This is a genomic window from Enterococcus sp. CR-Ec1 (assembly GCF_002850555.1).
Taxonomy (GTDB): domain Bacteria; phylum Bacillota; class Bacilli; order Lactobacillales; family Enterococcaceae; genus Enterococcus_D; species Enterococcus_D entomosocium.
In genome coordinates this window covers 3457501-3479780 of sequence record NZ_CP025223.1, presented here as the reverse complement: position 1 = coordinate 3479780, position 22280 = coordinate 3457501, and the positions used below count along the sequence as shown (strand labels likewise).

Annotated in this window: 18 protein-coding genes and 1 rRNA gene (1 of these 19 running past the window's edge); 14 read left to right on the top strand and 5 right to left on the bottom strand. The window is 44.5% G+C overall.

The window, feature by feature from the left end:
• Positions 1–105: 105 nt before the first annotated feature.
• Together CXM95_RS16740 and CXM95_RS16735 are read right to left on the bottom strand one after the other, a co-directional pair.
• Positions 106–588, bottom strand: a complete 483-nt coding sequence (locus CXM95_RS16740) for a VOC family protein (protein WP_005233337.1) — start codon at positions 586–588, stop codon at positions 106–108.
• 39 nt (positions 589–627) lie between these two features.
• Positions 628–1506: an aldo/keto reductase gene (locus CXM95_RS16735; protein ID WP_016611992.1), complete on the bottom strand. Its 879-nt coding sequence runs from the start codon at positions 1504–1506 to the stop codon at positions 628–630.
• Between the two features lie 97 nt (positions 1507–1603).
• Here CXM95_RS16735 and CXM95_RS16730 point away from each other — a divergent pair, with 97 nt between their 5' ends.
• Positions 1604–1972: a winged helix-turn-helix transcriptional regulator gene (locus CXM95_RS16730; RefSeq protein WP_005233339.1), complete on the top strand. Its 369-nt coding sequence runs from the start codon at positions 1604–1606 to the stop codon at positions 1970–1972.
• A 64-nt stretch (positions 1973–2036) separates the two neighbouring features.
• Here CXM95_RS16730 and CXM95_RS16725 read toward each other — a convergent pair whose 3' ends face one another.
• The 3 genes from CXM95_RS16725 to CXM95_RS16715 all read right to left on the bottom strand — a co-directional run bounded on the left by CXM95_RS16725 (position 2037) and on the right by CXM95_RS16715 (position 5139).
• Positions 2037–2336, bottom strand: coding sequence for a hypothetical protein (locus CXM95_RS16725; protein WP_005233340.1), 300 nt, complete (start codon positions 2334–2336; stop codon positions 2037–2039).
• A gap of 152 nt (positions 2337–2488) precedes the next feature.
• A complete protein-coding gene (locus tag CXM95_RS16720; protein WP_101699440.1) occupies positions 2489–3886 on the bottom strand; it encodes a L,D-transpeptidase family protein in 1398 nt (465 codons plus the stop codon).
• A 269-nt stretch (positions 3887–4155) separates the two neighbouring features.
• Positions 4156–5139 carry an L-lactate dehydrogenase gene (locus tag CXM95_RS16715; protein ID WP_005230720.1) on the bottom strand — a complete coding sequence of 328 codons (984 nt, stop codon included), beginning with the start codon at positions 5137–5139 and terminating at the stop codon, positions 4156–4158.
• A 355-nt stretch (positions 5140–5494) separates the two neighbouring features.
• Here CXM95_RS16715 and pth point away from each other — a divergent pair, with 355 nt between their 5' ends.
• From pth to CXM95_RS16650, 13 genes are all read left to right on the top strand, one after another.
• Positions 5495–6055, top strand: a complete 561-nt coding sequence (gene pth / locus CXM95_RS16710) for an aminoacyl-tRNA hydrolase (RefSeq protein WP_008380153.1) — start codon at positions 5495–5497, stop codon at positions 6053–6055.
• Positions 6056–6066: 11 nt separating this feature from the next.
• Positions 6067–9585 (top strand): transcription-repair coupling factor, encoded by a 3519-nt coding sequence (gene mfd / locus CXM95_RS16705; RefSeq protein WP_005233346.1) that lies wholly within the window; start codon positions 6067–6069, stop codon positions 9583–9585.
• A gap of 15 nt (positions 9586–9600) precedes the next feature.
• Positions 9601–11232 (top strand): putative polysaccharide biosynthesis protein, encoded by a 1632-nt coding sequence (locus tag CXM95_RS16700; protein ID WP_101699439.1) that lies wholly within the window; start codon positions 9601–9603, stop codon positions 11230–11232.
• A complete protein-coding gene (locus CXM95_RS16695; protein ID WP_101699438.1) occupies positions 11219–11476 on the top strand; it encodes an RNA-binding S4 domain-containing protein in 258 nt (85 codons plus the stop codon). Before CXM95_RS16700 ends, CXM95_RS16695 begins: the two co-directional genes overlap by 14 nt.
• 92 nt (positions 11477–11568) lie before the next feature.
• Entirely contained in the window at positions 11569–12015 is a 447-nt protein-coding gene (locus CXM95_RS16690; protein WP_005233351.1) for an FtsB family cell division protein, read from the top strand.
• Positions 12016–12089: 74 nt separating this feature from the next.
• Complete coding sequence (locus tag CXM95_RS16685) at positions 12090–12533, top strand: S1 domain-containing RNA-binding protein (protein ID WP_005233352.1); 444 nt, start codon at positions 12090–12092, stop codon at positions 12531–12533.
• 100 nt (positions 12534–12633) lie between these two features.
• Complete coding sequence (gene tilS, locus CXM95_RS16680) at positions 12634–14034, top strand: tRNA lysidine(34) synthetase TilS (RefSeq protein WP_086332730.1); 1401 nt, start codon at positions 12634–12636, stop codon at positions 14032–14034.
• Between the two features lie 19 nt (positions 14035–14053).
• The gene (gene hpt / locus CXM95_RS16675) at positions 14054–14599 is read left to right on the top strand and encodes a hypoxanthine phosphoribosyltransferase (protein WP_005230750.1); all 546 of its coding nucleotides are present in this window, start codon (positions 14054–14056) and stop codon (positions 14597–14599) included.
• 73 nt (positions 14600–14672) lie between these two features.
• Positions 14673–16781 carry an ATP-dependent zinc metalloprotease FtsH gene (gene ftsH / locus CXM95_RS16670; protein WP_005233354.1) on the top strand — a complete coding sequence of 703 codons (2109 nt, stop codon included), beginning with the start codon at positions 14673–14675 and terminating at the stop codon, positions 16779–16781.
• 142 nt (positions 16782–16923) lie between these two features.
• Complete coding sequence (gene hslO / locus CXM95_RS16665; RefSeq protein WP_008380144.1) at positions 16924–17805, top strand: Hsp33 family molecular chaperone HslO; 882 nt, start codon at positions 16924–16926, stop codon at positions 17803–17805.
• Entirely contained in the window at positions 17806–18819 is a 1014-nt protein-coding gene (gene dusB, locus CXM95_RS16660; protein ID WP_005233357.1) for a tRNA dihydrouridine synthase DusB, read from the top strand.
• Positions 18820–18915: 96 nt separating this feature from the next.
• Positions 18916–20409, top strand: coding sequence for a lysine--tRNA ligase (gene lysS, locus CXM95_RS16655; protein ID WP_005230758.1), 1494 nt, complete (start codon positions 18916–18918; stop codon positions 20407–20409).
• Between the two features lie 663 nt (positions 20410–21072).
• Positions 21073–22280: ribosomal RNA gene (locus CXM95_RS16650) — 16S ribosomal RNA — on the top strand; it runs 352 nt beyond the window's last position.

Below are 22280 nucleotides of genomic sequence, written 5' to 3'. Positions count from 1 at the left end.
ATTGTACTCGCTGTAAAGGGTTCTATGAAGGGGAACTATTGAAAAAATAGATAGTTTTGCGTAAATAAAAAGGGAGGGCGCTATAAGTCGCCATCCCTTTTTCAATTATCCGCGTTGAAATGGTCCTTTAGGTGCAATCAGTTCAAGATTGGTACCATCTGGATCTGTAAAGTAGGCAACACCTGTCCCGAAGCCGCTTTTTAAACCATCTTGTTCTTCAAAAACGATTGGGGTACCGTCAGGTTCAACCCCGATGGCTTTTAGACGAGCAACGGCTTCATCAATATTTTCGACTTCAAAACAAAGATGCATGGCACTGATTTGCTCATTGGAATAGCTAGCTTTGTTGGATTTTGGTTCGACGTATTCTAAAAGGTCGATGTTGAGATTGTCTAAATGAAGATTGGCGTATTTGATCAATGTATCCTCTAAACCTTGCGTTTGCGCCATTCGTTTGCCACCGATCGTATCTTGATTGGCGATTTTCTTTCCAGTTAATGCTTCATAAAATTGGATGGAACGTTCGAGATTGCTGACGGTGATTCCCACGTGGTTCACCATTGAAAAGCCTGTGTTTGTGTTTGTCATTATACTTCCTCCTAAGGTTTTGTTTAGTATATCGTTTGGTTAATGAAAATCGAATGTGTCTGGATCTGGACCCACTCGCAGGTCCTCATTTAATGCGTTCAAGCGAGCCATTTCATCTTCTGATAAATGGAAATCAAAAATCGCTGCATTGGCGCGCATTCGCTCAGGGTGTGTCGATTTGACATTGACTAAGATTCCTTGTTGGATAGCCCAGCGTAAAAGCACTTGTGCCGCTGATTTTTGCTGTGCATCGGCGATCGCCAAGACGGTTTCCTCTTTCAGCAGTTTGCCTTGCATCAAAGGTGACCAAGCTTGGATCGCAATCCCCTTTTCAGCACAAAAGTCCCGCAGGTCTTGCTGCGTAAGTTTGGGATGCAGTTCGATCTGATTGACGACAGGAACGACCTTAGCAGCGGCCAATAGTTGCTCCAAGTGATGAATCTGGAAGTTGCTGACCCCGATTGCTTTGATTTTTCCAGCGGCATACAAGTCTTCCAAGGCGCGCCATGACTCTTGAAATGCCTGGTTTCCCGGCCAATGGATCAAGTACAAGTCGAGATACTCGAGGTTTAAGCGGGCCAAACTTTCATTGAAAGCATGGATCGTTTCATCATAAGTTAAATGATCGTTCCAAAGTTTGGAAGTGACAAAGAGTTCTTCACGAGCCAACCCCGTTTCTTGTAAGCCTTGTTTGATTCCTTCCCCTGTTCCTGTTTCGTTGCCGTAAATAGCCGCCGTATCAATCAGGCGATACCCATTGATAATGGCCTGTTTCACGACCTCTGCTGTTTCAGCTTCAGGGATTTGAAAGACACCTAACCCCAAACCGGGGATTTTGCTGCCGTTGTTCAGTGTAACGGTATCCGATAATTTTTCGATCATAAAAACATCTCCTTTATTTTTTTCTGTAATCATCATATAATGAGGAGGTAAGGTTGTATAGTACGTACTTTTTTGTTTGATACACACATTTTGGTAACATTTGTGTGTTTACAGACTTGATGAGGTGAAAAAAATGGAAGAAAAAATTTATAATATCGGTGTAGAAGCAACGATGGATGTCATCGGCGGGAAATGGAAACCAATCATTCTTTGTAATTTACGCCATGGGGCATTGCGTCCTAGTGATTTACGGCGAAAAATTCCTGGCATCAGTCAAAAAATGTTGACGCAGCAATTGCGGGAACTAGAAGAGTCTGATATCGTTACCCGCAAATCCTATAATCAAGTACCACCCAAAGTTGAGTATTCCTTGAGTGAATATGGAGAAACGTTAGGCGGCTTATTGGATACCCTTTGCCAGTGGGGCACGATGCACGTCGCTGCGCTACAAGACAAAGGAGAACAAGTTACTTTGTTAGAACAAGAAGAGGCGATTGTCTAGCAGAGGGCAAGTGGCATGAGAAAAGGCCGGCAGAAACCATTGGTTTCCGTCGGCCTTTTTTAGGCTATGCTTGTTGGATCAATTCTAGAATGGCTTCAGCATTCATGCCGCTGTAATGATTGATGGGAAATGACAGGCGCTTGATTCGCGGCGGGATGGCCTGCTTGATCATCGGATCTGTTAAAGAAAGCAAAGGATCGACCAAAACGATTTTTTCTTGCGAAAAACGATAATTCATCAGACGTTCTGGTGTCACAACAGTCACGCTGATTTGATCCTCGGACAGCATTTGGATGTTGCGGGCGAAAATTTTAATCAGACTTCCAGCTAAAGTAGAACGATCAATAAAGACAACTTTTTCCAAAGTGATTCTCCTTTTTAATTAATATGCTTAATTAAGTATATTAATTAAATGGCGCTTTGTAAACAGGAACATTTGGAAACAACAAAAAAGCCGCAAAAGAATTTTTTTGCGGCTTTTGGTTCATCTATAAAAAGGTTTGACTCTTTTTTCCATTAAATCACGATCACGGGTGTCCCGACTTCGGCTTTACTGTACAATTCTTTCATCACGCCTGGCGGAGTATTGATACAGCCGTGAGAGCCGCGGGTTTTCCAAAGATCACCACCGTATTCCGTTTGCCAATCAGAATCATGGATTCCGACACCGGTCCAATCGATCGGCATCCAGTAATCAACAGGGGACGCATAATCTTCACCGGTCAAGGTTGCATCTTCTTCTTTGTTCCAGACATAGAAGACACCAGTTGGCGTTGGTGTGGCTGGTTTTCCAGAGATAATTTTCGTATCTAGCACCAGCTCGCCATCTTTGTAATACCACATGTGTTGGTTTTTCAGATCAACTTCGATATACGTGTTGCCAAATAACGGGCTGCCAGCATCGGTGCTTCCTTGAGCGATCGGTGTGCGCGTGAAGTCTTCGCCGGCTTTTAACGCCTCAATCAATGCTTCTGTTTCCGCATCGGTTTGGATCGTCCAGCTGAGGGTGCCGGCTGGAACCGTTACTTCGCCTTGTTTGGTACTCTTGAAGGTCGAAGAATTGGTGCTGGTGTTGTATTGCTCTCCGATAGAAGCGACATAGCTTCTTACTTTGTCTTCGTCGATCGTGGTGTTGCCATCTTTGTAAGAGAGCCAATCCATGATCGATTCTCTTGGAATTTGAAACGTGTTTCCGTTGATCGTATAATTGCCGGTTACTTTGGCGATTTTATTCAACGAATCCATTTCTTTGGTTAGATCAGGATCATCAGCGGTCACACTTGGTTTTGTGACGTAATCGACGAGATTTAATTCCTTTTCGCCACTGACGATGGCTTCTTGTAAGTCTGCTACTGCTTTGTCCACATCAATGGCATCGCCGTCAACTTCTGGTTTGATAGAAAAGCCGTCTTCGCCTTTTTCCAATGTTGCATCGGCTGACTTGGTACGATCCTCATTTAAAGTTTCTAGTTCCTTTTGAATCGTATCCGTTTCGCTGTTTAGCGTATCTTGATCCACCGAGAGATTGTCCAGTGTTTTTTCTTCTGCAGCGGAAACATAAGCCATTCCCCAACTCCACTGGTTCTGTTCATCTTTTAACGATTGCAGCTCATCGGTGAAATCCGTTTGTAACCCAAATTGAGCAAGGTTGATTGTCTTCCATTCGCTATCGCCTTCTTTGATGGTGAAATCTTCTTGCGAATAGCGGTCATGCAGCAGGGCATTGGCCTCGGCAACAGTTTTGTTGCTGATGTCGATTCCATCGATTTCAGTCTTTGGTAAAAAACGGTTTGCATAATATGTACTTCGGTAGGTATAGCCGCCAGCGATCACTACTAATATAGCAGCCACAACGATCAGAACAATTTTCTTGGTATTGTTCTTGGCGTCAGTATGTTTGTTTGAACGAGTCATTCAACTACTCCTTTTTTTCTAATGGCATAATAGATAATAACGCTTAAATCATACCATATTCCCCCAAGAAAGCGAATATGGCAAATGAAACTTCCATGAAAAATAGAAAATTCTTAAACTATCTTTAGCTAAGCTGTAGAAAAGCATTTCTTTGCATAAAAAAACTGAACGAACCGCAGCAAATCATCTTGATCAAATTGTTCTGAAAAAGAGTGAGCTGTAAGGTTCGTTCAGTGGCATAGTTGACTAGCTAAACGAAGTGAAAGAAATTATTGATTGTCTTCTGCATCTAGTTTCGCAAAAGCTTCATCAAGAATATCTTTTAATTGTTTTGCAGAAGCGGCCATCCGGTCTTTTTCACCATCCGTCAATGGGATCTCAATCACTTTTTGGATCCCTTGGGCGTTGATAACTGCAGGCGCACCGATGTACAAGTCGTTTAAGCCGTATTCGCCGTTCATGTACACAGACAATGGTAAAACAGCATTTTCATCGTCTAAGATCGCGCGAGTGATTCGTGCTAAGGCTACCGCGATCCCATAGAAAGTCGCACCTTTTTTCTCGATGATGGTGTAGGCTGCATCACGAACGCTGAAGAAAATGTTGACCATTGCTTCTTCATCGATATCTGGGTTGTTTTTGACCCATTCATAGATTTGCAAGCCGGCTACGTTGGCATGAGACCAAACAGGGAATTCTGAATCCCCGTGTTCGCCTAAGATATAGGCATGGACGTTACGGGCATCAACATCGACTAATTCAGCCAAAGCTTGACGGAAACGTGCAGAGTCTAAAGAAGTACCTGAACCGATGACGCGTTCTTTCGGGAAGCCTGAGAATTTCCAAGTCGAATAAGTCAAAATATCGACTGGGTTTGCTGCTACTAAGAAGATTCCGTTGAACCCTGAATCAACGATTTGGGTAACTACTTCCCGGTTGATTTTCAAGTTTTTATGAACCAAATCTAAGCGGGTTTCACCTGGTTTTTGAGGCGCACCAGCTGTAATAACGACTAAATCAGCATCATGTGCATCTTCATAAGAAGCGGCATAGATTTTTTTAGGGGAAGTAAAGGCCAAGGCATGGGACAAATCAATTGCGTCGCCTTCTGTTTTTGCTGTATTTATATCAATGATTCCGACTTCTTGCGCAATGTTTTGGGTCACCAGCGCAAACGCGTAACTAGAACCAACCGCACCGTCTCCAACAAGAATTACCTTTTGGTGATCTTTTTTGTTCGTTTTTGCAGTCATCTGTGTATCATTCCTTCCGCATAATTGTTTTACTCGCTATCATCCTACCATTTTCAAGTATATTTGTCATGTGATTTGCACAACAATATTACACAAAATATCGCTGTTTCAGTTGTAAATGCTTTCTTTGTTATTACGTCAAAAAGAGGATATATCAACGTTTTATTAAGATTCGTTAAGAAAGATAAAAACTGAGCAAGAGGACGCCACCATAACAGTCCATTTCGTGTTATAATTATTTCAGCAAAAGAACTGGGCGCATTTGTGTGCCCAGTATTTTGTGTTTGGATAAGAAAACCGATAAAATAGATGAAGAATCAGCTTGAAACTAGAAATAATGGAGCGTAATCGAAAAATGAAAATGATTGTAGGCTTGGGAAATCCCGGCAAAAAATATGAGAAAACCAAACACAATGTTGGCTTTATGGTAGTGGATGCCTTGGCACAAAAGTACCAAGCAACCTTTAAAAAGTCGGCTTTTGAAGCAGAAGTGGCAGAGTTTTTCTTGAAGGGTGAAAAAATCCTTTTGGTCAAACCGCAAACCTTCATGAATGAATCCGGTCGTTCGGTAGGTCCGTTGATGACCTATTTTGGCATCTATCAAGAAGAATTAGTAGTGGTCTATGATGACCTTGATTTAGCATTAGGGAAAATCCGCTTGCGCCAAAAAGGCAGTGCGGGGGGACACAATGGAATCAAGAGTTTGATCGCGCATTTGGACTCGACAGTCTTTGACCGCATCAAAATCGGGATCGATCGGCCACGTCCAGGACAAACCGTGGTCAATCATGTACTGAGTCCTTTTGCAAAAGACGATCTGCCCATCGTTTTACAAAGTATTGATAAGGCAGTCGAGGCAAGTAGTGATTACTTGACCAACGGCGACTTTCTTGCCACAATGAATCGATTTAACTAAGGAGGGCCGAGATGGATTTAATTGAATTAATAAATAAAGTGCCGACAGTGGCGGCTTGGCATGCAGGTTTACGTGAACAGGCCCCCCGGCAATTACTGACCGGTCTAGCTGGATCGGCAAAAACATTGGCGATCACCGGTGTGTATCAGGCATTTCAAAAACAAGTGATCGTGGTGACACCAAATCTGTATTATACGAATCAACTAGCCGAAGATCTGCGCAACGTGACGGATGATGTCTATGTTTTCCCAGTGGACGAAGTGTTGTCAGCCGAAATGGCTTTTTCTTCACCAGAAGCACGAGAAGAACGAGTGGCAGCGCTGAATGCTGTTTCTCAAGGAAAAACCGGGATCTATGTGTTGCCGGTGGCGGCTTTGCGAAAGTATTTGCCTGAAAAGAAAACCTGGTTAGCCAACCAATTCCAATGGCAAATCGGCGATGAGATCGATTTAGAGCGTTTGCCGCAACAATTGATCTTGATGGGTTACGAACGGCAGTCAATGATTGGCAAACCCGGCGAATTCAGTATTCGTGGGAGCATCCTCGATATTTATCCATTAAATGCCGAATACCCCGTACGGATCGAGTTATTCGATGTAGAAATCGACTCGATGCGTTCTTTCAACGTGGAAACGCAACGCTCAGTGGAAACGCTGCAGCAAGTGGCTATTTTACCGACTACCGAATTGGTTTTCTCAGCGGAAGATTTAGCTGCGGGGCAAAAGCAGCTACAAGAATTATTGAACAAACGGTTGGCGGTCACCAAAGAAGTAACTGATCGCGCGTTTTTAGAAGACTATTTCGGCCAATTGGCCTCCCAATGGCAAGCGGGGATTCCCGGTGAAAGTGCCCGTTATTACACGGATTTGCTTTATCGTCAGCAAACGAGTGTCTTAGATTATTTTTCTGAAGACGCCTTTTTGATGATCGATGATTATGCTCGGATCATGGAGACCAATCGTGAGATCGAACGGGAAGAAGCGGAGTGGCATACCCAAAAATTAGCGGAGCTGCGGGTCTTTTCTGAACAGCAATTCGGGATCGATGTCCATCAACTGCTGCAAAAAGAAACCTTTGTGACCAGCTTCTTTTCTTTATTCCAAAAAGGAATGGGGAACATTCGCTTCCAAGCGATCCATCAATTCCAATACCGGCCGATGCAGCAGTTTTTCAGCCAAATGGGTCTCTTGAAAGTTGAGATTGATCGCTGGGAGAAGCAACAGCAAACGGTGATTTTTCTGGTCAGTGACCAAGAACGGGCCAAGAAGTTAGAGCAAGATCTGCGAGATCATGATATCTATGCCGTGCAGACGCAACAAGACCGCCTGTTTACGGGACGCACCCAAATCGTGGTGGAACGTTTGCAAAGCGGCTTTGAAATGCCGCAAGACAAGCTAGTGGTGGTTACAGAAAAAGAAATTTTCCAAAAGATGAACAAAAAAAGAGCCCGCCGGCAAAATGTCACCAATGCGGAACGTCTCAAAAGCTACAATGAGTTAAAAACCGGCGATTATGTCGTCCATGCGAATCATGGGATCGGGAAGTACATCGGCATGGAAACCTTAGAAGTCGATGGCGTCCATCAAGATTACATGACGATCTTGTACCAAAACGAAGACAAGCTCTTTATTCCAGTCACCCAATTGAATTTGATTCAAAAATATGTGGCTTCCGAATCGAAAACACCGAAAATCAATAAATTAGGCGGCAGTGAGTGGGCGAAGACCAAGCGCAAAGTGACGGCTAAAATTGAAGACATCGCAGATGATTTGATTTTATTGTATGCCAAACGCGAATCAGAAAAAGGCTATGCCTTTCAACCAGACGATGCCTATCAAAAAGAATTTGAAGATGCCTTTCCTTATTCGGAAACCGATGATCAGCTGCGCAGTACGGCAGAGATCAAGCGGGATATGGAAAAAGAAAAGCCGATGGACCGTTTGTTAGTTGGAGATGTCGGTTTTGGGAAAACAGAAGTGGCGCTGCGGGCTGCTTTTAAAGCGATCAAAGAAAGCAAACAAGTGGCTTTCTTAGTGCCGACAACGATCTTGGCACAGCAGCACTATGAAACGATGGTCGATCGTTTTGAAGGCTTCCCCGTCAATGTTGGGGTGCTGAGTCGTTTTCGGACGAAAAAACAGCAGAATGAAACGATCGAGCAAGTGCGCAAAGGGCAAGTCGATATTTTGGTGGGGACCCACCGATTATTGTCAAAAGATGTCGAGTTTGCTGATTTGGGCTTGTTGGTGATCGATGAAGAACAACGTTTTGGGGTCAAACACAAAGAGCGCTTGAAACAACTGCGTTCGCAAGTCGATGTGTTGACGTTGACGGCAACGCCGATCCCAAGAACATTGCATATGTCGATGCTGGGCGTGCGGGACCTATCTGTGATCGAAACACCACCGGAAAATCGTTACCCGATCCAAACCTATGTGATGGAGATGAATCCAGGAGCGGTGCGAGAAGCGATCCAACGGGAGATGGCACGCGGGGGCCAAGTGTTTTATCTCTATAATCGTGTCGATACGATCGAGCGAAAAGTCGAAGAACTGCAGGCGTTAGTGCCAGATGCACGAATCGCTTATGCCCACGGGCAAATGACCGAGATCCAATTGGAAAATACCCTGTTTGACTTTATTGAAGGGCAATACGATGTGTTGGTGACGACGACGATCATTGAAACCGGTGTGGATATTCCCAATGCCAATACGTTGTTTGTGGAAAATGCCGATTACATGGGGCTTTCGACGTTGTATCAGTTGCGTGGCCGTGTCGGTCGGAGCAATCGAGTCGCTTATGCGTATTTCATGTATGAACAGCAAAAAGTGTTGAACGAAGTCAGTGAAAAACGTCTGCAAGCCATTAAGGACTTTACGGAGTTAGGTTCAGGATTCAAAATCGCGATGCGAGATCTTTCGATTCGTGGGGCAGGAAATCTATTGGGGGCGCAACAGCACGGCTTTATCGATGCAGTCGGGTTTGACATGTACTCACAAATGCTGTCGGAAGCAGTCACTCGTAAACAAGGGAAAAATACCCAAACAGAAAAAACGACCGTTGAGATCGATCTGGGGATCGATGCCTACTTACCGACTTCGTATATTGAAGACGAACGGCAAAAAATCGAGATCTATAAACGAATTCGTGAGCTGGAATCACAAGAAGCAGTTGATGAACTTCAAGATGATTTATTAGACCGTTTCGGAGAATACCCTGTAGAAGTGGCGCACCTCTTAACGGTGGGCGAGATCAAAATGAACGGCGATCGTGCCTTGTTAGAAACTATCCGCAAGCAGCAACAAACCGTGTCGTTTACTTTGAGTAAAGTAGGCACGAAAAATTATTCGGTGGAGCAGCTGTTTGAAGCATTGAAAGCTACTAAATTAAAAGCCACGATGGGTGTCGATCATGAGCAAATGACCATCAAATTACAGATTCCGCCAGTGATGAAAGAAAGCACCTGGCTATTAGAAATCCAAGATTTTGTCAAAGCGTTACGGGAACAAAAATACGCCAGCCAAGGCTAGAAAGGAACCAGAGGGATGCCGAAATCACAATTGAAGCGTACGATGGAAGGGGCGTTTATTTTAACGATCGCTTCCTTTATCGCAAAAATCTTAAGTGCCGTTTATCGGGTCCCTTTTCAGAACCTGGTAGGCGACGAAGGGTTTTATGTGTATCAACAGGTCTATCCGATTTATGGATTGGCAATGACTTTGGCGTTGTCAGGTTTGCCGCAGTTTATCTCCCGCATTGTTGCTGAAGAACCTGATCCTTTGAAAAGCAAGGAGCGGCTGCAAGCGTTGACGTCTTATGTGCTTTGGTCGGCGATTGGCTTATGGGCTGTGACCTTTTTATTTGCCGGTCCAATCGCGCAAGTGATGGGGGACCATCAACTGGCAGGCTTGATTCGAGTCGTTTCCTTTACCTTTTTGTTTGTCCCACCCTTGACCTTTTATCGAGGAATGTTTCAAGGAAATCTACAAATGGTGCCAACCGCAGTGTCTCAAGTTGTAGAGCAGCTGCTTAGAGTTGGTGTAATTTTAGGTGCTGCGGCAGCTTTCCAGCAATTGGGCTGGACGATTTATCAAACGGGGACTGTCGCCATGATGGGTGCCTTAGTCGGGGGCCTTGCGGCGTGGTGGATTTTAAGTTATTATAGCCGACAAATCAACGGCAAACGCCTATCGCTATGGCATAAACCAGTCACCCGTACAGGAGAAAATACCGCTGGTTTATCCGCCTCGTTGAAAAAACGGTTCTTCTTAGAAGGCGGTCTGTTGACGATTTATAGCGGCTATTTGATCTTGTTCCAGTTAGCGGATTCGTTTTTATTGACCAATGCGCTAGAAGCGGGGGGATTGACGGCACAAGCAGCCCGGATTTCGAAAGGGATCTATGATCGCGGACAACCCCTCGTCCAACTAGGTCTTGTGGTGGCGATGGCGTTAAGCTCGACGTTTTTGCCAACGTTGACCAAGTATTTGACGGTAAAAAATCAGCAGCTGTTTGAAAAGTCGGCAAAAATGTATTTGCGCCTAATGATCGGGATTGCTTCGGCTTCTGCGGTAGGGTTAGCGATTTTGCTGCCTTATATCAACTTTGCTTTATTTAAAGACGGATCTGGCAATGCGGCGCTGGTATTGTTTGTCTTTTCCATCGCTCTGATGGCGACGATCCAAGCCTATCAAAGCATTCAACAAAGTCGCAATACCTATACCTTCGGCTTGCTCGCTGCGGGAATTGGTCTTTTAGTCAAATGTCTATCGATGTGGCCGCTGACCGCTTCTTATGGGACTGCAGGAGCAAGTATCAGTACGCTGTTGGGGTTAGGCGCGACCTTATGCTGTTTTGTGGTTTCCGAACAGCGTCGAGCACAAAGTAGCATCAATCGCTTTTGGTATGAAGGAAATTATGGAAAAAAATTATTTCTTTGTTTAGGGATCATGGCAAGCGTGCTATTCTTATATTATAGCTTCGTTGCGATCTTATTGAACGGTCCTTTGACCCATCGACTACAGGCGCTGATTTTTTGCCTAGGCGGTGTCGGTTTGGGAGGCGCAGCCTTTATCGGGGCAGCGATCAAAATCAAATTGTTAACGATTCGCGAATGGCTGTTAGTTCCATTTGGAAAGAAACTATTAAGAAGAGGTGAAAAACATGAGATTAGATAAATTTCTTAAAATCTCCCGCATCATCAAGCGTCGCTCTGTGGCCAAAGAAGTGGCAGACAAGGGACGCATTCAGATCAACGGCAAATTAGCCAAGTCAAGCAGTGACGTCAAAGTAGGCGATACTATGCGTATTCAGTTCGGGAATAAGGTCTTGGAAGTAAAAGTCAATGAATTGCATGAATCGACGAAAAAAGAAGACGCTGCAAAAATGTATGAGATTGTTTCAGAGGAAAGAATCTCATAAAATGCTTGATTTTTACGGCATTTTCAGTTAGACAAGCTTTGCGGATGTTGGTATAATGTAAAAAACAAAGACAGCGACGGGAGCGAGTTCAGGTGGCAAAAGAATCAAATAAAAAAATAGAACTATTGCAGACCGATTATGCGAAAGAGCAATTTGCCAAGTTTGAAAAAGAGCGGCGGCAAGTCGTGTTTCGCCGACGTCGGCTGGTGGCGTTTTTCGTGGCGGCATTAGCGATATTTGCAGTCGTGGGGATTCAGATGTTTAACGACCAAATGCGCCTGCAAAAACTAAAGGAATACAAGGCGGAAACAGTCGCCGAACAAAAAGAAGCTGAACAAAAAGTGGCTTCATTGGAGCGAGATGTTGCCTTATTGCAAGACGATGAGTATGTGGCAAAATTGGCCCGCAGCCGATTCTTCTACTCAAAAGATGGCGAAAAAATTTATCCTGTCTTGCCAGATGGAACGGATTCTCAAAACACTAATGAGCGTTCTGCGCAAAGCGAACAAGAATCATCATCCACAGAGTCACAAGATTAAGCAATGTCATACCTACTCAGCGCAGTAGTTTGAATTATTTTAAATGGGTAAAAATTAGGAGGAACATTTTTTATATGTCAATCGAAGTTGGAGCGAAACTAAAGGGCAAAGTGTCTGGTATTACAAATTTTGGTGCGTTCATTGATCTTGGTGAAGGGAAAACTGGTTTGGTGCATATCAGTGAAGTATCAAACGGATTCGTCAAAGACATTCACGACGTGTTGTCTGTTGGGGATGAAGTGACAGTACTTGTTACGGCAATCGGCAACGATGGAAAAATTGGACTATCGATCCGCAAAGCAGAAGATAAGCCGGAAGAAAAACGTGAATACCCGAAAAAAGAATTCAATCGACCAAATCCGAAAAAATCTTTTTCACGCAATCAAACTACGAATGTAAATAAACAAGACTTCGATTCATTGATGAGTTCTTTTCTAAAAGATAGTGATGATCGTCTTTCATCATTACGTCGAAATACAGAAGGAAAACGCGGTGGCCGCGGCGGACGCCGTAACTAAACATGAATAGCAAGTTGGAAAAAGCTGAAACAAAACTGTTGGTTCGTTTTGTTTCAGCTTTCTTTCTTGTGGGTCTACCAAATGAGAAGGAGGGCAAATGATGGTCATTCAAACCGTTCGAGGGCAACTCACTGCCATCGATCCTGAAAAAAAACGCCGCTTTTTGCTGGCGGTATCGACGGGAGTCGACTCCATGGTCTTGCTGCAGGTCTTTTGTCAGTTGTTTCCCGAAATGCAAAAAGAGCAGGTCTTTGGTGTGGCACATGTAAACCATCAATTGCGTCCAGCATCTGCTGAGGAAGCTGCTTTTTTACGGCAGTACTGCCAAGAACGCGGCATTCCTTTTTATGAGCGGTGCTGGGAAAATCCGCCAGAAACTGGCATAGAAGCTAGCGCTCGGGACTTTCGCTATACGTTTTTTGCCGATGTCATGTCCCGAGAAGGCTATGATGTTTTGCTGACTGCTCACCACAGTGATGACCAAGTAGAAACGATGCTGATGAAGATGATGCGAGAAGGCCGCTTGCAATCGGCTGGCGGGATGCAGCAGCAGCAGCCTTTTCACGCTGGAATCCTGTTGCGGCCGTTGCTTAGTGTCAGTAAGACAGCGATTTACGACTATGCGCAAGTACAGCAGATTCCCTACTTTGAAGACGAAAGCAATCACGAACCGCTGTATTTGCGAAACCGACTACGCCAGCAAGTAGTGCCGGCATTAAAAGCGGAAAATCCGCAACTGTTGCCGCATTTTCAACAGCTTTCTGTAGAAATGCAGTTCGCCAATCAGTTGATCCATCAAGAGCAGCAGCAATGGTTGTCTGCGTTCGTTCAACAGCAAGCTACTCGCTTAGTGATCGATCTGCAACAGCTGCCGACGTTTTCGCCGGCGCAGCGCTATTTTTTCTATGCGGGGTTTTTGCAACAAGCAGAAGCTTTTACAAAGCATCCACTCAATCAAAAACAGCTGCCACAGCTATTGCGTTTGCTAGACGAAAAGAAAGGGCAATGGCAATTGGCGTTGCACAAACAGTGGCAGCTGCGGCGCAGTTATGACCAATTACTATTGGAACCCATTGCTGTTCCCCAAAAGCCTGCAGCGCCGTTGACAGAAGTCAGTCAGCGTCTGGTTTTAGGAGAAGGGATCTATCTTTCTGAAAAGGAATGGATTGGGTATTTTCCGATAAATGAACAGCATATTCCCAAAAAAATCACAAATTGGTCAGAGTTTTCCCAAGATTTACCGCTAAACTATTCCTCTGAGCTGATCGTACGTAAGCGTCAGCCAGGAGACCGAATCCGCTTGGCACGTGGCCTGACCAAAAAGATCAGTCGTTTTTTTATCGATTCAAAAATTCCTAATGAAGAGCGAGAAAAAAGTTGGGTCGTCACAAACCTTGATAAACAGGTGATTGCCTTACTACCTCATGCATTTTCCTATTTGAGTATTACGCCAGAAACTGATAAAATACACTACATACTTCTTTATAAATATCAGAAGTAAGAGTTGGAAGGAGAACTTTATGCTAGATAAAGATATTGAGAAAATTTTGATTTCCCGTGACGAAATCAAAAATCGTTGTGTGGAACTTGGTCAAGAATTAACGGCGGCTTATGCGGATAAAAATCCTCTAGTCGTAGGTGTACTGAAAGGTGCCGTTCCTTTCATGGCAGACATCGTTCGTGAGATGGATTGTTACTTGGAGTTAGACTTCATGGATGTCTCAAGTTATGGCAATGCCATGATTTCATCTGGAGAAGTCAAAATCATTAAAGATTTAGATACAAATGTTGAGGGCCGCGATCTTTTGATCGTTGAAGACATCATTGACAGCGGTCGCACGTTGGCTTATCTGGTAGATCTATTCAAATACCGTAAAGCGAAATCAGTGAAAATCGTGACGTTATTAGATAAGCCGGAAGGCCGTGTTGTTGAGATCGATGCTGATTACGTCGGCTTCGATGTGCCAAATGAGTTTGTTGTTGGATATGGACTGGACTATGCAGAGCAATATCGAAACTTACCTTACGTTGGCGTCTTAAAACCTAGTGTTTATCAGTCAAATTAGTGACTGTTCTAAATCAATTGTGATACAATTAAATGGTCAGGATTGATAAAACAAAATAGCCAGGGAGGTACGCATGAATAAGAAAAATAACGGTATGGTAAAAAATACCTTATATTATGTACTTGTCTTGTTGGCGATGGTCATGGTCGTTTATTTCATTTTTGGAAATGGCAATCAGCAGACCCCAACGATCGAGTACTCCACGTTTACAGAACAACTGAAAGACGGGAAGGTCAAACAATTTACTGTCCAACCCGCTAACGGTGTTTATCGAATCGTGGGTGAATACAATGAAGAACAAACTGTCAGCAATGACAACAGCTTGTCTGTTTTAGGCAATACACAGGCGAGTTCGACCCGCTTTTCAACGATCATTTTACCAAATGATTCTACGCTGAGCGAAGTCACCAGTCTGGCCTCAGCACAAGGGGTCAAAACTACCATCGAAGAAGAATCCAACAGTGGTATTTGGTTATCGCTTTTGGTTAGCTTCTTACCACTTGTGATCATCATTTTCTTCTTCTATATGATGATGAGCCAACAAGGCGGCGGCGGTGGCGGTGGCGGCCGTGTGATGAACTTTGGCAAATCAAAAGCCAAAGAAGCGGACAAAAAAGCCAACCGCGTACGTTTTTCAGACGTAGCCGGTGCAGAAGAAGAAAAACAAGAACTTGTCGAAGTCGTGGAATTCTTGAAAGATCCTCGACGCTTCGTTGAATTAGGTGCCCGTATCCCAGCAGGTGTCTTACTTGAGGGACCTCCGGGAACCGGGAAAACGTTGCTAGCCAAAGCCGTTGCCGGTGAAGCTGGCGTACCGTTTTACTCGATCTCTGGTTCAGATTTCGTTGAAATGTTTGTCGGTGTCGGTGCAAGCCGGGTACGTGACTTATTTGAAACAGCGAAGAAAAATGCACCAGCCATCATCTTTATCGATGAAATCGATGCCGTCGGTCGCCAACGTGGTGCCGGTATGGGTGGCGGACATGATGAGCGGGAACAAACATTGAACCAATTATTGGTTGAGATGGATGGTTTTGATGGGAATGAAGGCGTGATCGTCATTGCCGCAACGAACCGTTCGGATGTTCTAGATCCAGCGTTGCTGCGTCCAGGTCGTTTTGACCGTCAGATTTTAGTTGGTCGTCCAGACGTGAAAGGCCGTGAAGCAATCCTCCGTGTTCATGCTCGGAACAAACCTTTATCAGATGATGTTGATTTGAAAGTCGTTGCCCAACAAACACCGGGCTTTGCCGGTGCGGATCTGGAAAACGTCTTGAACGAAGCCGCCTTAGTTGCTGCTCGTCGTAACAAGAAAAAAATCGATGCTTCAGATATCGATGAAGCAGAAGACCGCGTGATCGCTGGTCCTGCGAAGAAAGACCGGGTCATCAACAAACGCGAACGTGAAATGGTTGCTTACCATGAAGCAGGACATACCATTGTTGGTTTAGTCTTGAGTCGTGCCCGTGTGGTACACAAAGTAACCATCATTCCTCGGGGGCGTGCTGGTGGGTACATGATCGCCTTGCCGAAAGAAGATCAATTCTTGATGACTAAAGAAGATATGTTTGAACAAATCGTTGGCTTGCTAGGTGGACGTACGGCTGAAGAAATCATCTTCGGTGTGCAATCAACGGGGGCTTCCAATGACTTTGAACAAGCAACTGCTCTTGCAAGAAGCATGGTGACAGAATATGGAATGAGCGATAAATTAGGTCCAGTTCAATATGAAGGAAACCATCAAGTCTTTGTCGGTCGCGATTACGGTCAAACAAAAGCATACTCTGAACAAGTTGCCTTTGAAATTGATCAAGAAGTTCGCAAGATTTTAATGGATGCCCATCAAAAAGCCCATGAAATCATTGAAGAACATCGTGCCCAACACAAATTGATCGCTGAAAAACTACTTGAACATGAAACATTGGATGCTAAAGCAATCAAATCCTTGTTTGAAGAAGGCAAAATGCCTGCAGGGACTGAAAGCTCTGAGTATCCTAGTGAAAAAGCCCAAACGTTTGAAGAAGCGAAACGTGCGCTGGAAGAAAAAGATGCAGAGAAGCAAGCTGCAGAAAAACACAGCGAAGATGCATCATCAAACGATTTTGATCAACAATTGGAAGACGTTCGCCGCAATAGCGAAAGCCAACCGACTGATCAAGAAAACAAAGATGATAACGCCTAAAACAAGACGTATCAAGGCGCCGAGGAAACTCGGCGCCTTTTTGTTTCTATTTAAGAAGACTTTTCTTAAATTCAAACACATTCAGTTGAAAAAAGCGGCGCTTCCTAGTATGATTCATTAATGAATAAAAAGGAGAATCAAGATGAAGGATTATTTAGTAAAAGCACTCGCATATGACGGCTTCGTCCGAGCATACGCCGTATCGGCAACAGAGACGATCGCCGAAGCACAACGACGCCATGAAACATGGAATACGGCATCTGCTGCTTTAGGGCGAGCGATGGTGGGAAGTTTGTTATTAGGCAGTACCTTAAAAGGGGAAGACAAATTGACCGTCAAAATTCAAGGAAATGGTCCTGCTGGGGCAATCGTCGTAGACAGCAATGGCCGTGGGGACGTAAAAGGATACATAAAAAATCCACAGATCAGTCTGCCATTGAATCCTCAAGGAAAATTGGATGTTCGGGGCGCAGTGGGAGACCAAGGGATTTTTACCGTAATCAAAGACTTAGGGCTAAAAGAACCTTTCTCTGGACAAACACCGATCGTCTCTGGGGAACTTGGGGAAGACTTTACTTATTATTTAGCAGTGTCAGAACAGATTCCTTCTGCTGTTGGTCTGAGTGTATTAGTAGAAACTGATGATTCGATTCGGGCAGCCGGTGGATTTATGCTACAGATCATGCCTGGTGCCAGTGAAGAGATCATTGATGCCATCGAAAAACGTTTGGGAGAATTGCCTCGAGTGTCAACCTTGATCGATGAAGGCCAATCACCAGAAGAGATCTTAGCGACATTGTTACCAGACACGACGATCGAAGTACTAGAAAAAATGCCCGTCCAGTTCCACTGTGATTGTACGAAAGAAAAATTTGCGACAGCGATCATCACCTTAGGGGCTGAGGAGATCCAAGCAATGATTGATGAAGATCATGGGGCAGAGGCAGTCTGCTCGTTTTGTGGCAACAAGTATCATTTTGATGAAACGGAATTGGCGGCGTTGAAGAAAGAGGCGGAAGCGTAAGTGAAAGATAGACAGACATGGCAGATCGGCTCGGTTGAGATTCCTAACCGCGTCGTCGTTGCGCCAATGGCAGGGATCACCAATTCTGCGTTTCGTGTGACAGTCAAAGAATTTGGCGCGGGTTTAGTCGTCTGTGAGATGATTAGTGATCGAGGGATTCAACTGCGTAACAAGAAGACCCTTGAGATGCTGTTTATTGACGAGACCGAGCATCCTCTTAGTATTCAGATTTTTGGTGGGAATAAAGCATCCTTAGTAGAAGCAGCCCAATTTGTCGCAGAGAACACAACTGCCGATATCATTGATATTAATATGGGGTGTCCTGTAAACAAAATCATCAAAGCAGAAGCTGGTGCGAAGTGGCTTTTAGATCCCGACAAGGTTTATGAAATGGTCCATGCTGTTTCCAGTGCGATCGACAAGCCCGTTACCGTCAAAATGCGGATCGGTTGGGATGAGCAGCACGTCTTTGCGGTTGAGAATGCCCAAGCCGCGGAAGCAGCGGGTGCCGCAGCAATCGGTATGCATGGCAGAACCCGTGTACAGATGTATGAAGGATCGGCTGATTGGGACGTTTTAAAACAAGTGAAGCAAAGTATCACCATTCCCTTTATGGGCAACGGCGATGTCAGAACCCCTGAAGATGCGAAACGAATGTTGGAAGAAGTCGGCGCTGATGCAGTGATGATCGGACGGGCAGCCTTAGGCAATCCGTGGATGATCCACCGCACCAAGCAATACTTGGAGACAGGCGAGTTGTTGCCGGAACCAACACCACGAGAAAAAATTTCGACAGCGAAACTTCATTTAGAACGGTTGGCTGATCTAAAAGGGGAAAAAATCGCTTCGCGAGAATTCCGCCAACATGCTGCGTACTACTTAAAAGGTATTTCACGGGCAGCCAAAGTGAAGGCAGCTATCAATCAAGCAGAAGATAAGCAAACGATTTTTGATTTATTAGATGCATTTGTAGAGAAGACCGAAAAACAGCCGGTAGCAACTTTTAAGGAATAAGAAACAAATCAAGTCGATTCGAAAGTTCGGCTTGATTTTTTGCGTCATCATTGGCATTATAAGAAGGAAACCCAAGTTAAGAATGGAGGAAAACTCGTGACAGAGGAACGACAAACACAAGAAGAATTGAATGATCAAATGTTGGTTCGCCGTGAAAAGATGGAAAAACTACGGGAAGAAGGCATTGATCCTTTTGGCAAGCGATTCGAACGCACCCATAATTCTGCCGAGTTACATGAGTTATTTGATCAAAGAACCAAAGAAGAATTAGCCGAAATGAATCTTTCAGCAAGCATTGCAGGAAGAATCGTTACAAAACGTGGAAAAGGGAAGGCTGGTTTTGCGCATTTACAAGACCGCGAAGGCCGTATTCAAATATATGTACGTAAAGACCAAGTCGGGGACGAACCTTACGAAGTATTCAAGCATGCAGATCTAGGTGATTTCTTTGGTGTATCTGGTGAAATCATGAAGACCGACACTGGCGAAGTGACCATCAAAGCCAAAGAAATCGTGATCTTATCCAAAGCATTGCGTCCATTGCCAGACAAATACCATGGCTTGACGAACGTAGAACAACGCTACCGTCAACGTTACTTGGATTTGATCAGTAATAAAGAGAGCTTTGATCGTTTCATGAAACGAAGCCAAATCATTAGCGAAATTCGTCGTTACCTTGACGGACATGGATATATCGAAGTCGAAACGCCAGTATTGCATAATCAAGCAGGTGGTGCAGCGGCTCGTCCCTTCATTACACACCACAATGCCTTAGACATGGATCTGTATTTACGAATCGCACTTGAGCTTCACTTGAAACGATTGATCGTGGGTGGCATGGAAAAAGTCTATGAGATCGGCCGCGTTTTCCGAAATGAAGGAATCGATACGACCCATAATCCCGAGTTTACGATGCTAGAAGCGTATACAGCATATACAGATTTCAAAGATGTGATGGATTTGACAGAAGGCATTATCCGTAATGCTGCTGAAAAAGTCTTGCATACAGCAACGATCCAATACGATGGACAAGAAGTCGATTTAGCTAGCGACTTTGCACGAATCCATATGGTCGATGCAATCAAAAATCAAACAGGTGTTGATTTCTGGCAACCAATGTCCGTTGAAGAAGCGCGTAGTTTAGCGAAAGAACATCATGTTGAAATCACTGATGCCATGACTGTTGGCCATATCATCAATGAATTCTTTGAGACATTTGTTGAAGAAACGTTACAGCAGCCAACCTTTGTCTTTGGTCATCCAGTGGAAGTTTCGCCATTAGCGAAAAAGAATCCAGAAGATGAACGCTTTACGGATCGCTTTGAATTATTTATCGTTGGTCGTGAATTTGCGAATGCCTTCACGGAATTGAATGACCCAATCGATCAAAGAGAACGTTTTGAAGGACAAGAAAAAGAGCGCGAAGCAGGAAATGATGAAGCCCATGGGGTGGATGAAGATTTCTTAGAAGCACTTGAATACGGTATGCCGCCAACTGGTGGATTAGGGATCGGGATCGACCGCTTAGTGATGCTGTTGACCGATGCACAATCGATTCGTGACGTTTTATTATTCCCGACAATGAGATAAAAAAGCTCCGTCCACTCGCAAGAGATGGGCGGCTTTTTTTCTTGTCTGCTGGATCAGGGAGAAAAACAGTGAGGAATTAGAGGGGAAAAAGCCAGGGTAATTGCTAGAAAACGGATTAAATGCGAACGATAAAAGCTGGATTCAATGTGATTAGACGGGTTTGTAAAAATTAAAAAAAGCCATAGAAAATGATTGACCGCAAGGGATTTAGTTGGTATATTATTACATGTGCCAAATGACTGAAATGAATTCGTAAAAAGAATTGAAAAAAGTGGTTGACGCACAGCTCGACAGATGATATTATAACGAAGTCGCAATTTTAAAATAGTTAATCGACGTTGATACATCAACAAAATTAATTAAAAAAAGTTGTTGACAAATAACAAATCATTTGTTATTCTAATGAAGTCGCTGAGACAGCCGCTACGAAGTTGAAAAACAACGGGCGAAAAAAACTTTTTAAAAAAGAGTTGACAATCAACTGTCGCTCTGATATGATATAAAAGTTGCTAACACAGCACTGTAGACCTTTGAAAACTGAACAAAGCAAGCAAACGAACCAATGTGTAGGACGTTTCAATTTATTGAAACAAATACATGCAAGCAATAGCTAGCAAAGTTAATTTTTATGAGCTTAATGACCGTATGGTCATTCAAACAAATCATTATGAGAGTTTGATCCTGGCTCAGGACGAACGCTGGCGGCGTGCCTAATACATGCAAGTCGAACGCTTTTTCTTTCACCGGAGCTTGCTCCACCGAAAGAAAAAGAGTGGCGAACGGGTGAGTAACACGTGGGTAACCTGCCCATCAGAAGGGGATAACACTTGGAAACAGGTGCTAATACCGTATAACACTATTTTCCGCATGGAAGAAAGTTGAAAGGCGCTTTTGCGTCACTGATGGATGGACCCGCGGTGCATTAGCTAGTTGGTGAGGTAACGGCTCACCAAGGCAACGATGCATAGCCGACCTGAGAGGGTGATCGGCCACACTGGGACTGAGACACGGCCCAGACTCCTACGGGAGGCAGCAGTAGGGAATCTTCGGCAATGGACGAAAGTCTGACCGAGCAACGCCGCGTGAGTGAAGAAGGTTTTCGGATCGTAAAACTCTGTTGTTAGAGAAGAACAAGGATGAGAGTAGAACGTTCATCCCTTGACGGTATCTAACCAGAAAGCCACGGCTAACTACGTGCCAGCAGCCGCGGTAATACGTAGGTGGCAAGCGTTGTCCGGATTTATTGGGCGTAAAGCGAGCGCAGGCGGTTTCTTAAGTCTGATGTGAAAGCCCCCGGCTCAACCGGGGAGGGTCATTGGAAACTGGGAGACTTGAGTGCAGAAGAGGAGAGTGGAATTCCATGTGTAGCGGTGAAATGCGTAGATATATGGAGGAACACCAGTGGCGAAGGCGGCTCTCTGGTCTGTAACTGACGCTGAGGCTCGAAAGCGTGGGGAGCGAACAGGATTAGATACCCTGGTAGTCCACGCCGTAAACGATGAGTGCTAAGTGTTGGAGGGTTTCCGCCCTTCAGTGCTGCAGCAAACGCATTAAGCACTCCGCCTGGGGAGTACGACCGCAAGGTTGAAACTCAAAGGAATTGACGGGGGCCCGCACAAGCGGTGGAGCATGTGGTTTAATTCGAAGCAACGCGAAGAACCTTACCAGGTCTTGACATCCTTTGACCACTCTAGAGATAGAGCTTCCCCTTCGGGGGCAAAGTGACAGGTGGTGCATGGTTGTCGTCAGCTCGTGTCGTGAGATGTTGGGTTAAGTCCCGCAACGAGCGCAACCCTTATTGTTAGTTGCCATCATTTAGTTGGGCACTCTAGCGAGACTGCCGGTGACAAACCGGAGGAAGGTGGGGATGA